At 40.9% G+C, this 18,015-nt stretch carries 19 protein-coding genes; 10 read left to right on the top strand and 9 right to left on the bottom strand.

What is annotated here, in order from left to right; translation table 11 throughout:
• Position 1 precedes the first annotated feature (1 nt).
• The 3 genes from BAU16_RS09835 (at position 2) to BAU16_RS09825 (ending at position 3,693) form a co-directional block, all read left to right on the top strand.
• Positions 2-880 carry an ATP-binding cassette domain-containing protein gene (locus BAU16_RS09835; RefSeq protein ID WP_048604812.1) on the top strand — a complete coding sequence of 293 codons (879 nt, stop codon included), beginning with the start codon at positions 2-4 and terminating at the stop codon, positions 878-880.
• A 12-nt stretch (positions 881-892) separates the two neighbouring features.
• Complete coding sequence (locus tag BAU16_RS09830) at positions 893-2,107, top strand: ABC transporter permease (RefSeq protein WP_137605000.1); 1,215 nt, start codon at positions 893-895, stop codon at positions 2,105-2,107.
• Positions 2,108-2,301: 194 nt separating this feature from the next.
• Positions 2,302-3,693: an L-cystine transporter gene (locus BAU16_RS09825; protein ID WP_137604999.1), complete on the top strand. Its 1,392-nt coding sequence runs from the start codon at positions 2,302-2,304 to the stop codon at positions 3,691-3,693.
• Positions 3,694-3,760: 67 nt separating this feature from the next.
• Here BAU16_RS09825 and BAU16_RS09820 read toward each other — a convergent pair whose 3' ends face one another.
• Genes BAU16_RS09820 through BAU16_RS09805 form a run of 4 tightly spaced genes read right to left on the bottom strand, consistent with a single transcriptional unit; the run spans position 3,761 to position 6,350 of the window.
• Positions 3,761-4,057: an antibiotic biosynthesis monooxygenase family protein gene (locus BAU16_RS09820; RefSeq protein ID WP_048604809.1), complete on the bottom strand. Its 297-nt coding sequence runs from the start codon at positions 4,055-4,057 to the stop codon at positions 3,761-3,763.
• A 58-nt stretch (positions 4,058-4,115) separates the two neighbouring features.
• Entirely contained in the window at positions 4,116-5,534 is a 1,419-nt protein-coding gene (ffh, locus tag BAU16_RS09815; protein ID WP_048604808.1) for a signal recognition particle protein, read from the bottom strand.
• A gap of 14 nt (positions 5,535-5,548) precedes the next feature.
• Positions 5,549-5,887 (bottom strand): putative DNA-binding protein, encoded by a 339-nt coding sequence (locus BAU16_RS09810; RefSeq protein WP_048604807.1) that lies wholly within the window; start codon positions 5,885-5,887, stop codon positions 5,549-5,551.
• Positions 5,847-6,350: a DUF523 domain-containing protein gene (locus BAU16_RS09805; protein ID WP_137604997.1), complete on the bottom strand. Its 504-nt coding sequence runs from the start codon at positions 6,348-6,350 to the stop codon at positions 5,847-5,849. Before BAU16_RS09805 ends, BAU16_RS09810 begins: the two co-directional genes overlap by 41 nt.
• Positions 6,351-6,481: 131 nt before the next feature.
• Between BAU16_RS09805 and BAU16_RS09800 the strand changes: the two genes are divergently transcribed.
• The 3 genes from BAU16_RS09800 to BAU16_RS09790 all read left to right on the top strand — a co-directional run bounded on the left by BAU16_RS09800 (position 6,482) and on the right by BAU16_RS09790 (position 9,469).
• A complete protein-coding gene (locus BAU16_RS09800; protein ID WP_048604805.1) occupies positions 6,482-7,189 on the top strand; it encodes a response regulator transcription factor in 708 nt (235 codons plus the stop codon).
• Positions 7,186-8,916: a sensor histidine kinase gene (locus BAU16_RS09795; RefSeq protein ID WP_048604804.1), complete on the top strand. Its 1,731-nt coding sequence runs from the start codon at positions 7,186-7,188 to the stop codon at positions 8,914-8,916. Before BAU16_RS09800 ends, BAU16_RS09795 begins: the two co-directional genes overlap by 4 nt.
• Positions 8,917-9,067: 151 nt before the next feature.
• Entirely contained in the window at positions 9,068-9,469 is a 402-nt protein-coding gene (locus tag BAU16_RS09790; RefSeq protein ID WP_137604995.1) for a DUF4809 family protein, read from the top strand.
• A gap of 86 nt (positions 9,470-9,555) precedes the next feature.
• Here BAU16_RS09790 and BAU16_RS09785 read toward each other — a convergent pair whose 3' ends face one another.
• Positions 9,556-10,032: a GyrI-like domain-containing protein gene (locus BAU16_RS09785; RefSeq protein WP_048604802.1), complete on the bottom strand. Its 477-nt coding sequence runs from the start codon at positions 10,030-10,032 to the stop codon at positions 9,556-9,558.
• A 91-nt stretch (positions 10,033-10,123) separates the two neighbouring features.
• On the opposite strand from BAU16_RS09785, the gene BAU16_RS09780 reads away from it, so the two are divergent.
• On the top strand, positions 10,124-11,041 hold the full coding sequence (locus tag BAU16_RS09780) for a helix-turn-helix transcriptional regulator (protein ID WP_137604994.1): 918 nt from the start codon (positions 10,124-10,126) through the stop codon (positions 11,039-11,041).
• Between the two features lie 33 nt (positions 11,042-11,074).
• Here the strand turns inward: BAU16_RS09780 and BAU16_RS09775 are convergent, their stop codons facing one another.
• The gene (locus BAU16_RS09775; RefSeq protein ID WP_137604993.1) at positions 11,075-11,941 is read right to left on the bottom strand and encodes a phosphate ABC transporter substrate-binding protein PstS family protein; all 867 of its coding nucleotides are present in this window, start codon (positions 11,939-11,941) and stop codon (positions 11,075-11,077) included.
• A 178-nt stretch (positions 11,942-12,119) separates the two neighbouring features.
• On the opposite strand from BAU16_RS09775, the gene BAU16_RS09770 reads away from it, so the two are divergent.
• A complete protein-coding gene (locus BAU16_RS09770) occupies positions 12,120-12,323 on the top strand; it encodes a DUF4649 family protein (protein WP_048604800.1) in 204 nt (67 codons plus the stop codon).
• Between the two features lie 44 nt (positions 12,324-12,367).
• Here the strand turns inward: BAU16_RS09770 and BAU16_RS09765 are convergent, their stop codons facing one another.
• Positions 12,368-13,549 carry a pyridoxal phosphate-dependent aminotransferase gene (locus BAU16_RS09765; RefSeq protein ID WP_137604992.1) on the bottom strand — a complete coding sequence of 394 codons (1,182 nt, stop codon included), beginning with the start codon at positions 13,547-13,549 and terminating at the stop codon, positions 12,368-12,370.
• Positions 13,550-13,711: 162 nt separating this feature from the next.
• On the opposite strand from BAU16_RS09765, the gene BAU16_RS09760 reads away from it, so the two are divergent.
• On the top strand, positions 13,712-14,437 hold the full coding sequence (locus BAU16_RS09760; RefSeq protein WP_048604798.1) for a DUF2087 domain-containing protein: 726 nt from the start codon (positions 13,712-13,714) through the stop codon (positions 14,435-14,437).
• A 235-nt stretch (positions 14,438-14,672) separates the two neighbouring features.
• Positions 14,673-15,029 carry a hypothetical protein gene (locus tag BAU16_RS09755; RefSeq protein WP_048604797.1) on the top strand — a complete coding sequence of 119 codons (357 nt, stop codon included), beginning with the start codon at positions 14,673-14,675 and terminating at the stop codon, positions 15,027-15,029.
• Positions 15,030-15,089: 60 nt separating this feature from the next.
• Here BAU16_RS09755 and BAU16_RS09750 read toward each other — a convergent pair whose 3' ends face one another.
• Together BAU16_RS09750 and BAU16_RS09745 are read right to left on the bottom strand one after the other, a co-directional pair.
• Positions 15,090-15,602: a prevent-host-death protein gene (locus BAU16_RS09750; protein WP_048605330.1), complete on the bottom strand. Its 513-nt coding sequence runs from the start codon at positions 15,600-15,602 to the stop codon at positions 15,090-15,092.
• A 221-nt stretch (positions 15,603-15,823) separates the two neighbouring features.
• A complete protein-coding gene (locus BAU16_RS09745) occupies positions 15,824-18,007 on the bottom strand; it encodes a heavy metal translocating P-type ATPase (RefSeq protein ID WP_371851509.1) in 2,184 nt (727 codons plus the stop codon).
• Between the last annotated feature and the right edge of the window lie 8 nt (positions 18,008-18,015).

The raw sequence follows: 18,015 nt of genomic DNA, 5'->3' as shown, positions 1-18,015 counted from the left end.
CATGAAAATTACGAATCTCTCAAAAAAAATCGGACAAAAACAAATTTTGGAAAAAATTGATTTTGTCCTTTATCCAAATGAAATTGTGGGACTAGTCGGTCGAAACGGTTCGGGGAAAACAACTTTATTTCGGACAATTGCCGATCATTACTTACCGGAGAGTGGAACGATCACCATCAATGACCGCAATTTACAACAAGATCCAGCATTAAAGGCACAGATTTTTTATATCGATGAAGTCGATAATTTTCTAAAAGCCTATTCGCTGAAAAAAATCGGTGAGTTTTACCGGGCAGCTTATCCTTTCTTTGATCAAGACCAGTTTCTAGCATTAACAAAAGAACATCAGCTACCGTTGCATCTTTCCTACCGCCGCATGTCAAAAGGAATGCAAGGCCTGTTCCAAATGATTCTGGCAATTAGCTCGAATGCCACGTATTTATTGTTGGACGAACCTTTTGACGGTTTAGACGTCATTATTCGCAAAAAAGTAATTGGGTTATTGTTAGGTCATATCGCGGATGGAAAACGCACGGCAGTCATCGCTTCCCACAATTTGCAGGAATTAGAAGGAATTATTGATCGTGCATTGCTCATCAAAGGACAGACGATCGTCAAAGATTACCGTTTGGAAACGATGCGGGAAACGGCAAAAAAATTCCAAATGGTCTTTAAAACTAAAAAAGTACCGCAAATCGTTAAAGACAATTCAAAACTGATTGCTTTCCAAGGACGGGTGGTCGTTGCTGTGTTTGAAAATTATGATACCCAATTAGCGGCCAAAATCTTGGCAGAACAGCCGTTGGTTTTTGAGGAACTACCGTTATCCTTGGAAGATTTATTTGAAGCAAATCTAAATAAAGAAGAACTTTACAGATAGGAGGAGTTATCGATGCTTAAAACGATTTATCAAAAACGCTACGGCAAGATTTTGATTGGCCTTATGTTGCTGATTATTGGCAGCTATGCACTAGATGGGTACAATACTGTAACCTCATGGCACCGAACCAATGACCATTATCAAGCAGAAAAAACAAAGAAAGAATATATCGAGCATCCAGAATATTATACGTATTGGGATGAGAATGCGCAAAAAGATGTCTCCTACCCTTCTTATGAAGAATATGTTGATCAAGCGTTATATGTTTTTCAATCGATGGAGGATGCTGCCGGAGCTCCTTCCGATCAAGAAAAACGCAAGGAATATGATGAAAACGAAACCTATTATCATGTTTCAGGTAGTCTCTTTTCCCGTTTAGTGATTTTACTTGTGGCACTTGCCGGATTTTTGCTCTTCTTTGTGGATGAGAAAACCGCCTTTAATCGTTTCTTATTCTCATTGCCCGTTAGTCGCAAAGAACTATTTCGTAAAAAAATCACCCATATTGCCTTCCCTCTTTTGGGTTCGGTAATTTGCGGGCAACTGCTTTACACCTTCATTTTCTATTTTGGGATTCCACAACCCTATATGAATGTGGAATTGACTCGGTTACTTTTTTCTGTCGCAAATAATTTCTGTTTGATTGTCTTAGCCTTGTCGTTGAGTATCTTTATTGGCTCAATGGTCGGAAATCTGATTTTCGGTCCTCTGACATGGCTCATCTTTATCGGCTATGTCAGCCTTGTTCCACAAGCCGTCAATTATTATATCAATTTAGGAGAATTGGCACAGGGCAACGATTCTCATGTCATGTCTAATTTAGGTAACCTGCTCTTTATTCTTGAAATTGGTAAAACCAGTGGACGTTGGTATATGGGACTGCTGGCACTCATTCTTAGCGGACTATTTTTATTATGGGCGTATCGAAATTTCCAAAAATTATCATTGGAACACGATGGGGATTACTTGCTGCATTCACATTCCCGCTTCCCAATCTTTTTACTCATGACCTTGTTTGTTTTCTCCATTCAAAATACATTTTTCAGCGGTTGGGACGATTACTTTTTTAGAATTTTAGAAAAGAAAGAAGCATCGATTTTTCCGCCGATTTTCCAAAGTTTGTTTGTTTTATTGGTTGTTGCAGGAATCTGCTTTACCCTCGTTTACTTCTCCAGTATCAAGACCTGGCTTCGCTTGCGAAAAGAACGCAAACTGGCATTACGTTAAATTTAATTCATCCTTTTTAAACCGGAAGAAAAGTTTCTTCCGGTTTTTTGTGATATCTTTTCATTATCACCGTACCTATTTTTGTATCGCACATAAGTTAGATTTATACTGATAGCAAAACCGGCTTATGATACACTCAGTCATGTATTAAAATTTGTTTTCATTAAAAATGATTAACCTATAGGAGGAAAAACATGGAATTATTTCTTACACTTTTGATTATCACGTTTTTTGTTGGACTAGTTTACGTTTTATACCAACTCAGCAAACGCCACGTTAAATTCTCAACACGGGTTTTCGCCGGATTGGGCATTGGGGTCGTTTTTGGCGGCATCGTCCAATTACTATTAGGAAACGGAAATGAAAGCATCACTTCGGCAATGTCTTGGATCAGTATCGTCGGTAGTGGGTATATCTCTTTCTTACAAATGTTGGTTATGCCTTTGGTTTTCATCTCAATCGTTGGCGCTTTTGTTAAAATGAAAGCTTCCGAAAAAATTGGAAAAATCAGTACAACGATTCTGATTTCACTTTTGGGAACTACCGCTATTTCAGCACTTATTGGTTATGGTTCGACGATTTTATTTGGCTTACAAGGCGCAAAATTTTCCGAAGGTGCTGCCGAAACAGCTCGGATTGCTGAACTTGCGACTCGTCAAGAAGCGGTTGCTGATTTGTCGATTCCTGAACAAATCGTCTCATTTATTCCAAAAAATGTTTTTGCAGATTTCGCTGGTACTCGTGCAACCAGCACAATTGGTGTCGTGATTTTCTCCGCATTCGTAGGAATCGCTTATCTGGGAATCAAACGCAAAGCACCAAAAGAAGCAGAATTTTTTGCGAATCTGATTGATAGCTTGTATAAACTGATTATGCGTATCGTAACTTTGGTCCTGCGCTTAACACCTTATGGTATTTTAGCTCTGATGACCAACGTCATGGCAACCAGCAACTTTACTGCTATCGTCAATCTTGGGAAATTTGTTCTTTCTTCCTACGTTGCTATTCTCGTTATGTTCCTTGTTCATTTGTTGATTTTGGCAACAGTCAAAGTAAGTCCTGTGACTTATTTGAAGAAAACCTTCCCTGTATTGAGTTTCGCTTTTTCTTCCCGTTCAAGTGCGGGTGCTTTGCCATTAAACATTGAAACGCAGCATAAAGCCTTAGGTGTTGACGAAGCAACAGCCAATTTTGCTGGAAGCTTTGGTTTATCCATTGGTCAAAACGGCTGTGCCGGTATCTACCCAGCGATGCTGGCAACGATTGCGGCGCCAACAGTTGGAATCAATGTGTTCAGTCTTGAATTTATTTTGATGTTAATTGCTGTCGTAACAATCAGTTCCTTCGGTGTTGCCGGTGTTGGCGGCGGTGCAACCTTCGCCTCATTGATTGTTTTAGGTTCAATGAATTTACCGGTTGCAATCGTTGGTTTAGTTATTTCTGTTGAACCACTGATTGACATGGCACGGACAGCATTGAACGTCAGCGACAGCATGGTTGCTGGTTTGGTGACCAGTGCCCGTATCAAAGAATTGGATCGGGATACTTTGAATGATGCGGATAAATTTGTCAGTGAAAATGCTTAACCATTTCAAAAAGGGTGTTTCTCAAATCGAGAAACACCCTTTTTCTATCGATTACTTATGTTACCTGCTAGTTTGGCAAATCGCTAAATCGTTCAACCTTCATTTTAAGTTTGTACTTTGTTCTAAGATCAGCAATTTGTTTCATCATGGGCGATTTGTGGTGAATAGCAATTGCTTCTTCATCTACCCAGCGATCAATCAATAGCACGGACTCCGGATCTTCTAATGGAAAGTAATAGTCATATTTTTCATTTCCTGCCTGCTTGCGAATTGCTTCCACGATTTTTTGGGAAATCATTTCCTCTGCAAACTTCCTTGCATTTCCATTCTTACCGGTATACAAAATATTCACTGTGATGCTCATCTTTTTCTCCTTTTGAAAAAGCTGCCGAAAATCGCTCATGATTACGACAGCTTGTTTCTTATTTCCGCTTTTTCTTTTTCTTCTTATTTTTCTTTATCATGCGGTTCATGGCCATTTTACCCAGTTTGCCTTTTACTCCGGTACCAAACATTTGATCCATACCGGGAACGTTCATATCCCCTTTGGACATTTTTTGCATCATGGTCCGAGCTTCTTTGAACTGCTTGATCATTCGATTGACTTCAACAACGTTATTTCCTGATCCAGCAGCAATCCGGCGGCGACGGCTAGGATTCAGCAGGTCAGGATTTTCCCGTTCTGCCGGTGTCATAGAAAAGACCATCGCTTTTTTCCGAGCTACGTCTTTTGGATCAACTTTGACATTTTCGATACCAGGAACTTGGTTCATTCCAGGAATCATTTTCAAAAGATCCTCCAACGGACCCATACCCATCACTTGATCTAATTGCTCGATAAAATCGTTGAAATCAAAGGAATTTTCCTTCATTTTCCGCGCAAGTTCTTCAGATTTCTTTTCATCAAAATCTTGTTGCGCCTTTTCGATCAATGTCATCATATCCCCCATACCAAGGATACGACTTGCCATTCGATCCGGATGGAAGACTTCAAGGTCCGTCAGTTTTTCACCGGTACCAGTAAATTTGATTGGTGCACCAGTGACTTGGCGAATCGACAATGCTGCCCCGCCTCGAGTATCACCATCTAATTTGGTGATGATTACCCCGGTAATACCCAGCTGTTGATTGAAACTTTCTGCTACATTGACTGCATCTTGCCCAGTCATCGCATCTACGACCAACAGGATTTCATTTGGCTGTGCCACTTCTTTGATTTGTTGCAGCTCTTCCATCAACGCTTCATCGATATGCAACCGTCCGGCGGTATCGATCAAAACATAATCATTTTTCTTTTCCCGCGCGACTGCCATCCCTTGGCGAACGATTTCGACAGGACTGACATCTGTTCCCATATCAAATACTGGTACATCTAATTGCTGTCCCAACACTTTCAACTGGTCAATCGCCGCTGGACGATAAACGTCGCCTGCAATCATTAATGGACGTGCTTTTTCCGTTTTAATCAAATGATTGGCTAATTTTCCGGCAAAGGTGGTTTTCCCTGCCCCCTGCAGACCTGCCATCATGATGACCGTCGGAATCTTTGGTGATTTTTCCAAACCAACCGTTTCAGAGCCCAATGTCTTGGTTAATTCTTCATCAACGATTTTAACGATTTGTTGTGCTGGTGATAAGCTTTCCAGTACTTCTGCACCGATTGCCCGCTCCCGTACATTTTTCGTAAACTCTTTGACTACCTGTAAGTTAACGTCGGCTTCTAAGAGAGCCAAGCGGATTTCCCGCATCATTTCTTTTACATCTGCTTCAGAAATTTTTCCTTTTCTCCGCAGTTTGCTCATTGCCTGCTGGAGGCGTTCTGTTAAATTTTCAAATGCCATCTCTATTCATTCCTTTATTCATCAATTTCTTGGATCTGTTTTACTAAATCAGCTAAGATTTCATCTTTTGGATAATGTGTCACAGCATACTCTGTCAATTGATCTAACACTTCACCCCGCACGATATAATCAGAAAACAAATGAAGTTTCTTTTCGTAATCCTCCAAAATTTTCTCCGTACGTTTGATGTTGTCATAGACTGCCTGACGACTAACGCCGTATTCTTCGGCGATTTCTCCTAATGAAAAATCATCGGCATAATAAAGTTCCATATAATTCATTTGTTTTTCCGTCAATAATGTAGAATAAAACTCAAAGAGGGCGTTCATGCGGTTCGTTTTTTCGATTTCCATCAACTTCCTCCATCATTTCCTGCCAATTTTCTTCTGAATAGACCTTGATTCCTTGCATAAGAAAGTAGGCCGTTGCTACGCCGACACCCGTTTTTTTCGTTCCCGAAAAGGTCCCGTCATAAATCATCTGACTGCCGCAAGAGGGGCTGCGTTCTTTTAGAATGAGCTGAGTGACTGCGGCTTCTTGTAATTTTTGATAGGCTGTACGGGCACCTTGCTTAAACATTTCCGTCACATTGGCGCCTTCTTTTGTCAAAACCTTCGCTTTGTCCTGCCAGACATCAAAGCCGTCACCGCCAACGATTTCTGCGGCCTCTCGTGGGATTGGTAGCCCTCCCAGTACTTCTGGACAAATTCTAATTGCCTGTCCTTCATCTACTAACCGGACCAAAGAAGGAATTTTTTGCGTTCCACCATCATAACGACAGAAGACACCGCCTAAGCAGGCACTGATTCCAATCATGAAAAACGCCTCCTTCTCTTGATGTTAGACCGATGTTTATTATAGCATTTATTTTGCATCGGCAATAGTACCAAAACCTAATAGTATGCTAAAATGAAAGTACAAATTTAAGGATTTTTAAGGAGCAGCAAATGAAAAACGTATTAATTGTTGACGATGAACCCTCAATCATTCGGCTTTTGACCTTCAATCTCGAAAAAGAGGGCTATCAAGTGACCGCTGTGTTGGACGGTCAAGAAGGATTGGACCAAGCTTTGACGGGTGCTTTTGATTTTATTATTTTAGATGTCATGCTGCCCTCCATTGACGGCATGGAAATCACAAAAAAATTACGTCAGGAAAAAATTGAGACACCAATTCTGCTGCTGACGGCAAAAGATGACACCATCGATCGAATTCTCGGATTAGAGATCGGTGCTGATGATTATTTAACCAAACCTTTCAGTCCTAGAGAAGTCACTGCGCGAATGAAAGCGATCAACCGCCGATTAAAACCACGGGAAACAAAAGAAACCCTTCCCGAAGAAAATCAACTTTTGCAAATTGGTGAGATTCAAGCCGACTTGACCAACTATCAAGTGTTTCTCCGAGGAGAGGCGATTTTTCTTACACCAAAAGAATTTGAACTGCTGGTCTATTTTATGAAGCGTAAGGATCGAGTCATTGATCGAGACACCTTGCTGGATCGTATTTGGAAATTTGATTTTACCGGTCAAAGCCGCATCGTCGATGTTCATGTTAGTCATCTGCGGGAAAAAATCGAAAAAGATCCAAAAAATCCTGATTATCTCTTAACGATCCGCGGCTTCGGATATAAATTTCAGGAGCCGAAAGAATGAGAAAAAAAATCGATCTGCTCCTCTGGTTTGGGTTGTTACTGCTGATTTTTTTTGGTGCATGGCGGTTAATCAGTAATTTTTATCAGCAGCAAGTGTTAAATCAGCAGGAACAATACCTTGAAAAAAAAGGAAATCTGTTGATTCGTCTTTCAGATGGCGGCAGCGACCAACAGGAGCTGGAGGTTTTAGCAGAAAACTACATTGAAAACTCCGATGAGCGGGTCACTTTATTGGATAAAGACGGAACTATTATTTTTGACACCTTTGACTCCTCCTTGTCCGGTACCCGCTCGGATCGTCCAGAAATCAAGGCCTTGCTGTCGGGAGGAAAACTGGGGATTTCCCTTCGTCACAGTCGAACGTTAGATCAGGAGTTGCTGTATGTTGCCTTGCCTTTGACACAACAAAATCAGTCAATCGGTATGCTGCGCATTGCCGAAACCACCGCCGGCTTTTTGGCAGAGGCTGAAACGGTCAAACGCTCTATTTTAATCGTCTATTCGATTCTGTGTTTTTTGATTAGTCTATTGCTTTTTTATTTTTTGCGGCAACGAAATCGACCAATCGAAACCGTTTTACCGGTATTAAAAAAAATGATTGCACAGCCGAATCAAACGGAAATGATTTTGCAACCTTCACCAGAATGGGAAGAATTGTATCAGACAGTCAATCAGTTGAGCGAACAAATGAGTCAGACCTATCAGGCCTATACCGCAACGGAAAACCAACTGTACACATTGTTAAATGAACTAATGATCGGTGTTTTTATAATTGATGAACAGCATCAGTTGGTCATGATGAATCCTACAATGAAGGAACAGTTGGGAATTTTTCAAGAAATTGATCCGGCTACGAATTTTGCGGAACAAATCAAAGACACGCAATTGATCCAATTGATTTATCGGGTAAACGAAGAAACACCGATTCATGAAGAAGTCACCATCCATGAACCTAACGAACGAGTGCTGGATGTCAATTTGCGCATCTTCAATGAACAACGACAGCTTTTAGGAATCTCCTATGACCTTACCCGTGTCCGTCAACTGGAAAAAGTGCAACAAGATTTCGTCAGTAATGTTTCCCACGAATTGAAAACACCCGTGACCTCTCTGATCGGTTTCACTGAAACGTTATTGGATGGCGCCAAAGAAGACCCAGAAACACTAACAGAATTCTTGACGATTATGCAAAATGAAGCTCGTCGACTGGAACGTTTGATTCAAGAAATCATTCAGCTTTCTAAAGGACAACAGAAATTGCCTTATCCCACCGAAACGCTCCAATTAATGCCTTTGCTGCAACAATTGATTGGCAGCTATCAAAGCCTACTAAAGAAAAAAAAGGTAACGATCAGGATTGATGGCGATAGCCAAGCCCTTTGGCAAACGAAGCGAGAATTATTTTATCCTATCGTTAAAAACCTTGTGGAAAATGCAATCCATTATTCACCAAATGAGAGTCAAATCACTATTAGCTTTCGATTGAAGGATGGACTGACCCTCAACGTGCAGGACCAAGGAATTGGCATCGACAGCGACGATCAGGAACGAATCTTTGAACGCTTCTACCGCGTGGACAAAGCCCGTAGTCGGCACTCTGGGGGCACTGGGCTGGGGTTAGCTATCGTGAAAGAATACACGCAACGCTTGGGCGGAGATATTACGGTTGATAGCCATTTAGGTGTCGGTTCAACGTTTGTAGTTCATCTACCACCTTTAACAGAATAAAGAAAAACCCACAAAAGCCGAAAATTTGCTTTTGTGGGTTTTTCTTTGGGCCCATTTTTATTTGAAAGCGCTCAATTATTTTTCTGAAAGTGGTTGATTGTTCCCGTAGCTGTGCTATGATAAATGCAGAAAGAACGGAGGAACATTTTTTATGAAAGATGCAGTAATCACGACAAAACATTCTCTACTGGACGGCGGCTGCAATGCCTGCGGCTTCGTTGAATGTACCACACATACGTTACAATACAACGGGCAAGAACTGCCTGTTTCTGATTTAGATGTCGAAAATCTGGTTGCCACAATCGTTCGTGCCAACCAATGGAAAGAATCCTACGAACCAGTTGGAATCGGTGACGATGCCGTTGTTTTCAAAAAAGAAATGCAAAAAGTAGCTGTGACCGAAAACGGCAAATTTTTGACCTATAAAAATACAACAGCAAACAAAAGTACTCTTGCTGAAAACAAACTTTGTGACGATTGTCTTTTTGACAAAGTCAATGAAGTGCTTGCCCTTTTCACTTTGCCACCTGTACAATTTTCATTTGCTGAATAATTATGCGCTAGTCCAATTTAAAAACAGCCGGCAATGCTGTCTTCTTGTTTTTCTACAAACAAGAAAACAGGTCGCTGGCTGTTTTTTTATTTACTTAAAGGAATGCGCAATTCAACTTCTGCATCCATCGCATTGCCGTTTAATAATGCTTCAACCACAAAAGTATCGCCTTTGTACAGTTCAGGATGTTCTGGTAAGATTTCTCCAAAAAACTCACTGATAAGTTGATCGAATAGTTTCCGACTAGGACCACCTTTTCCCTTTAGTACAATATATTCTCCTGCAGGGATGATACGTTCTTGCGCTTCAGGATCATTTGTTGTCGTGTTTGCTCCAGCAAAGTATTCCAAGACATCGCCTTTTGCTTCACTCAAGGCATAGCCGATTTTATCTGTGCTTTCTGCCATCAAAGCAGGAAATTTTCCGCTTTTAGCAAGAGAAAAGAAGTGTTGGCTTTTCTTTTCGGAAACTTCTTTTACATTTTCCAATGTAGGTAATGGTAATGCTGCTGGATATCCTTTAATTGCGGTTTCTTTAAATACTTGAATTTCATATTGAGTCATTTGTTTTGCCTTCTTTCATTTGGTATGAGTATACTATACCTGATTAAATACGACAACTAGCTGTCATATATTTCAGAAAAGGAAAAAAATTATGCGTATCGAACGATTGATCAGCATGATCATGATTTTACTAAGAAAAGAACTTGTCTCCGCACAAGAATTTTCGGAGCTATTTGGTGTCTCCAAACGAACGATCATGCGGGATGTAGAAGCACTTAGTCTGGCCAATATTCCAATTTACTCCCAACGGGGCAGAAACGGCGGCATCGGTCTGCTGCCAAATTACAAGGTCGATAAAAAATTATTAACGGCGCAGGATATTCAACATTTGCTGATTGCCTTAGGAAGTGTCCAGCAACTGATTGAAAGTCCAGAAATCAAAGCGACCATCACCAAAATCCAAGCAATGCAAGAGGAACAGACCGCAACGGATGCTTTATCGATTCAATATACCAGCTGGCTGGGAACAACCGAATTAAAGCTCCTTGCAGAAAAATTAAATCACGCCATCACGGCTCATGTTTTAGTAACTTTTGATTACTTCGACCGAGAAGGGCAGCTCAGTCAGCGAACCATCGAACCTTATCATCTTACATATAAAGGGGAACGCTGGTATTTGCAAGCATATAGTCTTGAACGAGATGCTTTTCGAATCTTTCGCCTTTCTCGCATGACCAATGTTCAAATTAGTCAAAAAACGTTTGCTCCTCGCTTTTTTCAGGCTCGACTCCTTGATTTGCCCAATGAAGGAATCTATCCGGGATTTACGATTCTCACACTGCAAGCCCACCATCTACTGCGGGATGTTTTAGTCGAACGTTTCGGTGAAGCAACGCTGAAACCAATCAATGAAGAAGAATTTCTGATTACCCTGCGTCTACCAAAAAACGAGGCCTCTTTTCGATTTTTGCTTTCTCTGGGTAGCCGTGCCAAAATCATTACCAGCGAAGAACTTTTTTTGACGGAATTTAAAAGCTATCTTCAAAACGTGGTCGCAAACTATATGTAAAACAGAGGCAGCTGACGCTGCCTCTGTTTCTCTTTAATTTAATTCTGTGACTTCTCCATCAACGGAGCGCTCCACCTTCATCTCAGTAATCGGCAGATACCCTAATTCTTTGACCGGTCCTTGTTGGATTTCTTCTTCCAGCATATAGTCTAAAAATTTCTTGACGGCTTCTTCTGGCTCTCCTTTTGTATACATGTGCTCGTAAGACCAGATTTTCCACTCATTGGTTTGGATTGTTTCCGGGGTTGGCTCTACTCCGTCAACAGAAAGCGTCTGTAGAGAATCATCTAAATAGGACAATGCAAGATAGCTGATTGCTCCCGGTGTCTCAGCGACGATTTTACGAACAGTTCCTGAAGAATCCTGTTCCTGTGATTGAATTGTTTGCGCACCATCCAAGCCCCATTTCTCAAAGGTTGCCCGTGTGCCACTACCGGATGCCCGATTAATTACGGCAATCTCTTGATTTTTCCCACCGATTTCTTGCCAATTCGTGATTTTTCCGGTGAAAATATCAACCAGTTGCTGTTTTGTTATATTTTCTACGCCATTTTCTTTGTTGGCGACTGGTGCCATACCCACTACTGCTACTCGGTGGTCGACTAATTTATCCGCATCAATTCCGTCCCGTTCTTCTGCGAAAACATCAGAATTACCGATGGTTACAGCACCTTCTGCTACCTGACTTAATCCTGTTCCGCTACCGCCACCTTGTACAGAGATCGAATAATTGGGATTTTCTGCGGTAAAACTGGTTTGAGCAGCTTCCACTAAGGGTTGTAATGCCGTGGAACCTACTGCAACGATTTTTGTTGTTTCCTCACTGCCATTTGAACCCGAACTGCCGCAACCTGCTAAAATTATTCCTGTTAACGCTAAAAAGAAGCCGATTTTTTTCACTTTGTTTCTCTCCCCTCTTGATTACATTCTTAGTGTACCAAGGGGATGTAAACCTCCGATTGACTTGTTGTAAAGGTTTGGTGAAGGGATGTAAAGTTTGTGTAAATCCTTCGAGTGTTTAAATAACTTATTTTTATAAAAAAGTGCTACACTTAATAAAAAAATGAGGTGATATTTTATGTTAGAAATCCATTATATCGTCAGTGATCATGCGGAATCTATCAAAACCTACCCAAAGGCCAGTGATTTTGTTGCCGCGCAATATAAGGAAGTGCCTGATTTACAGGACAATTATCCTGTAACCAAGGTTCTTATCGATGGCAAGGAAGTCCTGTTAGAAAATAAAACCATCGGCGGACTTTTTGACTATTTAAATCGCTAAAAAAAGCAGAAATCTCCTATTTTTTTCGGAGATTTTTGCTTTTTTTATTTTTGATTTTCAGGAGTTTGTAAATATTTCGCCAAGCGTTCCATCGCTTCTGTCAGATTTTCCATACTGGCAGCATAACTCAGACGAACATAGCCTTCTGCCTCTGGACCAAAAGCGATTCCCGGAATAAGCGCCAGCTGATTTTTTTCCGCTAAGTCGACGCAAAATGCCATTGAATCTTGAGTAAAGGACGCTGGAATTTTCGCAAAAATATAAAAAGCCCCGGATGGTTTGGCAACCTCAAAACCGAAGCCGGACATTTTTTCAAAAAGAAAATCCCGTCGCTCCCGATATTCCTCTCGCATCACTGCTGCATCGTTGATTCCTTGAATCAAAGCCTGAACCGCAGCTTTTTGTGAAATCGTCGAAGCCGCGGTCACCAAATATTGATGAACCTTGATGATTTCAGCAGTCAATTCTTTTGGTGCAAAAATGAAGCCAATCCGCCATCCAGTCATCGCATGAGATTTTGACAGGCCATTGATTAAAATCGTTTGCTCCGGTAAAAATTCGGCGATGGATACATGGGTTTGATCGTAGCTCAATTCACTATAAACTTCATCGCTCACAACAAAAACAGAATACTTTTTCAGTACTTCTGCTAAAGCTTGAACTTCTTCTCGGGAATAAGTTACCCCCGTTGGATTGCTTGGATAGTTTAAAATTACTGCTTTGACCTCATCCCCATGTTCCTGCAACGCTGCTTCCAAAACTTCTGGAGATAAAACAAAACCATTCTTACTGGTATCCATATAAACTGGCTGTGCATCAGCCAAAGTGATCACAGGTTCATAGCCAGGATAAATAGGTGCCGGCAGCAAAACCTTATCTCCTGGATTTAAAATTGCCAATAGCGAAGCAGAAATTGCTTCTGTAGCACCGATCGTCACTAAAACTTCAGATAACGGATCATAGCTTAAGCCGTATTTTTCCTTCAAAAAATGTGCTGCTGCCTGCCGAACATCAACTAGCCCCGACATACCCGTATAATGACTGAAGTTTTTTTCAATCGCATCAACCCCAGCTGCTTTAACATGCTCAGGTGTATTAAAATCTGGTTCCCCTAATGTCAGTTTAAGAATATCAGGAATACCAGAAACTTTTTCATCAAACTGACGGATCAAGGAAATATGGATGTTGTATACTTGTTTATTAAAACGTTGACTTAATTTATTCATAGTAATCAGCTCCTAGCTCTTATCCTACCATAAATTATCAGAAAAATTAATCATTTTTTAATCTAAAAAACAATCAAGGCGATTGTCGTCTGTATTGCAAACGAATTTAATTTATGTTAGCATTTATGTAAACAAGAATTAATCTCGTTTGGAGGAAAGCAAATGAAAACAGAAAAAGTGTATCAATCAACAGATTATTTGCAGGGATTTTTTACTGCCGATGATCGTTATGCCTGTTTGTACTGTGACCAAGTTTATGAGGAAGGGTTGATTTACACAGTAGAAGAACAGCCGATGACGGCAAAAAAAGCCATGGAATGCCATCTTGCTATGGCTCATAATGGCCCCTTAGCGGCACTTTTGGCACAGCCTCGGGAAATCAGCGGCTTAACAGAGAGCCAACAGGAAATAATCGCTCTTTTTTCGCAACAATTATCCGATGCGGTCATTGCTCAACGGCTGGGTATCTCCACCTCGACTGTGCGCAACCATCGCTTCAAGCTAAAAGAAAAAGAACGGCAGGCGCAAGTATTTTTAAGCATGATGCAACTGTTGCAGACAGATCATTACCTGCTTCCTCATATCGGTGCAAAAATGGTGGATGATCGCTATCAAATCACTGAAGCCGAAAAACAAAAAGTCCTAGCCAACTATCTGGATGAAAAGGGACGAATTTCACAATTTCCAAGTAAGGAAAAACGAAAAATCATCCTATTGACAGTGATTGCCCAACGGTTTGACCCTCAGAAAAATTATTCTGAGCCGGCTGTCAACGAAATTATCAAACAATTTATGGATGATTTCGCCACGATTCGTCGCTATCTGATTGAGTACGGTTTTTTAAAGCGAACAAAAGATGGCAAAACCTATTGGGTAGCAACCGAATAATTTTTAGCGGTCGCTTCAAAAGTGAATCGCTAAAAACGACAGCTTTCCATTATGAAGGCTGTCGTTATTTTATCAATAATTAATAACAAAACTTGAGTTGTCTTTCATTCCAGCAATAGTTTCCTTAAATTTTTATCATCTGCCAAAAGATTCCTTCAATAAGGTTGCTACTTTTATTTTTTATCCCTAGAATAAGGGAAAGCAAGTACTTTGCAAAGTAGTCAGGAGGTGTAATGTGTCCAAAAAAATTATACGATTACCTATCGTACTTTTTTGTTTGCCGGTTGTATACTTCTCACTTGTCTTGGATAATCATTACCACTCAAGCATTGGATTTTTCATTTCGTTATTTTTTGCATTAGCGATCGGGTTTTATTCAAAAGCTGCCCACCAAATGAAATGGTGGCTGGCGGGAAACTTATTGAGTACCCTTTTATCTTTGTTATTGCAAGCCAATCATCCAGAATGGCATTTCTTTTATCAACCGTTTCATCCCACGATCCTAGTTTTTGGCTTGTCACTTTTATATTTGATTCCCCAAATCGTTGGTATCGTCTGGGCATCTTTTCTACGAATTTCTTTGCCTCAGTAATCTTCATACATAGAAAAAAAGGCGATCTGCCCAACGGATCGCCTTTTGCTTATTTATAAGCTAGATTTCTTTGAGAAAAATTTTTTTGATAATCAATTTATCAAACATGCTGGAAGTGCTGTCTTGTTCTCCAATCACTTCTGCAATCACCGTTTTGCCATTGTGTTTTTTTCGCAATTGATAGGCGATTTTTCCACTTTCTTTTAATTCAGTAACCATATCTACCACCCCGCCGAAACCGGTTTTGCGGGTAATAAAACCTAATGCTACCATTCGTTCATCTAAGTTTTTTGCAGAAATCGTAGCTCCTGTAACCAATGTATGGTGCATAACGGATAAAAATTCATCCAACCCATCGACTGTGGTCAACTCGTCTTCTACTTCCGGCCGATTATTTAATTCCTGTAATAATGTCTCGTATTGTTCTTGGGTCAGCATCACACCCGCTACTTTTTCACGATTAAACACATATACCGCAGTCCCAGCTTCCCGTGCTTGATTGAACACGTCCATTGGTGATTTTTTGACCTCAGTGATGGAAGTAGTGGGAACCTCTAACTTCTTCAGTTCCATTTGTCTTGCTCCTTTTGATGTCGTCATTTTTTCTAACGTATATTGTTCCACGAAATTTCTCCACGCAGAACACAGATTCTTGCTTCAACGTTCATATTATAGCATATCTGCCCCCGGGAACTATAGGCGAACAGGGAAATTTTCCCCGATTCTATTCGTAAACAGCAACTTTTTCGCAAAAAAAAGAGAAGATTTTCTCTCATCTTCTCTCTAAAAAATAATTATTCACTTTTTATTTTTAATGTCATGGCATTGATCGCAACAATCACCGTGCTTAAGGACATTAAAATTGCTCCTACTGCCGGGTTCAAGATAATACCGATAGGTGCGAGAACACCGGCTGCCAGAGGAATCGCCAATATATTGTAGCCGGCACCCCACCAAAGATTTTGCACCATTTTTTTCCGGGTTTGTTTTGCTAAATCAAGAAAGTGAAGAATATCTTCGGGATTGCTGTTGGTCAAAACCACATCCGCAGAATCGATTGCCACGTCTGTTCCGGCACCAATTGCAATACCGACAGTAGCACGGGCTAAACTTGGGGCATCATTGATTCCGTCTCCCACCATTGCGACCCGTTTTCCTTTAGCCGTCAGTTGACGAACGATTTCTTCCTTACCATCTGGAAGCAATTCTGCATGAAAATTTTCTAACCCAATATAGTTTGCAACCGCAGCGGCAGCTTTTTGGTTGTCTCCTGTCAACATAACTGGTTCAATGTTTCGTTCCTTCAAGGCTTGAATAAAGGCTTTTGCTTCCGGTTTGATTTGATCTCCTAAAGCAATTAACCCAATCAATTGTTGATCAATCAGCAAATAGCTGATGGTGTTGCCTTGTTCTTGATATTTTTTCGTCTTCTCCCCGTCAAGGGACAAGTTTTCTTCCTTCAAAGCTTTTTCATTGATGATTTTTACTTGGTGGCCTTCAACGGTTCCTTCCAATCCAACACCGGAAATATTTTTAATATTTTCCCCAGAGTAAATCGCAACTTCTTTTTCTTTGATGTATTTCATAATCCCGGTTGCGATTGGGTGATTGGCGGAAGCTTCCATTGCTCCGATATATTTTAACACTTCTTCTTGACTGTACTCTTTCGCCAAGACATCAACACCTGTGACAGAAAAGGTTCCTTGAGTCAAGGTTCCTGTTTTATCCAGCAAAATCATATCTAACTCATGAGCATACTCTAAAGCATTACGATTTTTCAACAACAAGCCATTTTTTGCCGCAATCGACGTAGATCTTGCTACAACGAGCGGAATTGCTAATCCCAGTGCATGGGGACAGGCAATAACAAAAACCGTTACCATGCGATCCAATGCCGTAGCCAAATCAGCCACGATCAGCCAAATAACAAATGCCAGAATACCGGCAATCAGTGCGACATAAAAGAGCCACTTGGCTACTTTATCAGCCAGTCCTTCTAATTTGGATTTTTCTGATTGCGCTTTGCGGACCATCTCCATCACTTTGGCGAGGTAGCCGCTTTCCCCTGTTCCAGTAACTTTGATTTGAATCGTACCATTGCCATTGACAGATCCACCAATGACCTTGGCACCTTCTGCTTTTACCACGCCCCGTGATTCACCAGTCACCGCTGATTCATCTACAGTCGTTGATCCTTTTTCAATAACTCCGTCCGTTGGCATCTTATCACCGGCACGAACGATCAATTGTTCCCCTACTTTAATTTCTTGCAGGGAAACTTTCTCTTCTCCGTCTTTTGTTAGACGTGTGACAGTATCCGGTAGTAATTCTGCTAATTTTTTCAACGCATCACTGGCATTCGACACGGCATTCATTTCGATCCAATGCCCCAGCAGCATGATAACGATCAACGTTGCCAGTTCCCAGAAAAAGTCCATGACGTGTTCTCCATGAAGAAAATGATTGGCAACAAATGCGTAAAGACTGTAAATATATGCCACCGAAATTCCCATTGCAATCAGCGTCATCATTGCTGGATTTTTTTGTTTCAGTTCCATTTTGGCGCCGCTCAGAAATGGTTGTCCGCCATAGATAAACAAAACCGTTGCCAAAATCAATACTACCCAATCAGAACCGGGAAAGGTAAATTGAAAAGGTAACTCAATGCCCATCATCGGCGATAAAATGACAATAGGAATTGCCAACACCAGAGAAAGCCAAAACTTTTGTTTAAAATTCCCCATGTGCATCGAGTGATCCATCCCACCCATGTCATGATCCATATGAGACATATGGTCCATGTGGGACATGTCGTGGTGCTTATGATCCATCTGATGCATCTCATGGTCACTCATCTCATGGTTCCCCTTCTCGTGACTGCTGTGATGTTTCCTATTTTCTAGCTTATGCTCCTCATGATTATGCTCATGATGAGGCATTTCATGATTGTGGGGCATCTTCTTTTCTTCTTTCACCATCAACCCTT

Source organism: Enterococcus sp. JM9B (genome assembly GCF_009933265.1).
In the GTDB taxonomy this organism is placed as follows: domain Bacteria; phylum Bacillota; class Bacilli; order Lactobacillales; family Enterococcaceae; genus Enterococcus_C; species Enterococcus_C songbeiensis.
The sequence above is the reverse complement of the archived record's forward strand: the minus strand, read 5'-3'. Positions and strand labels throughout refer to the sequence as shown.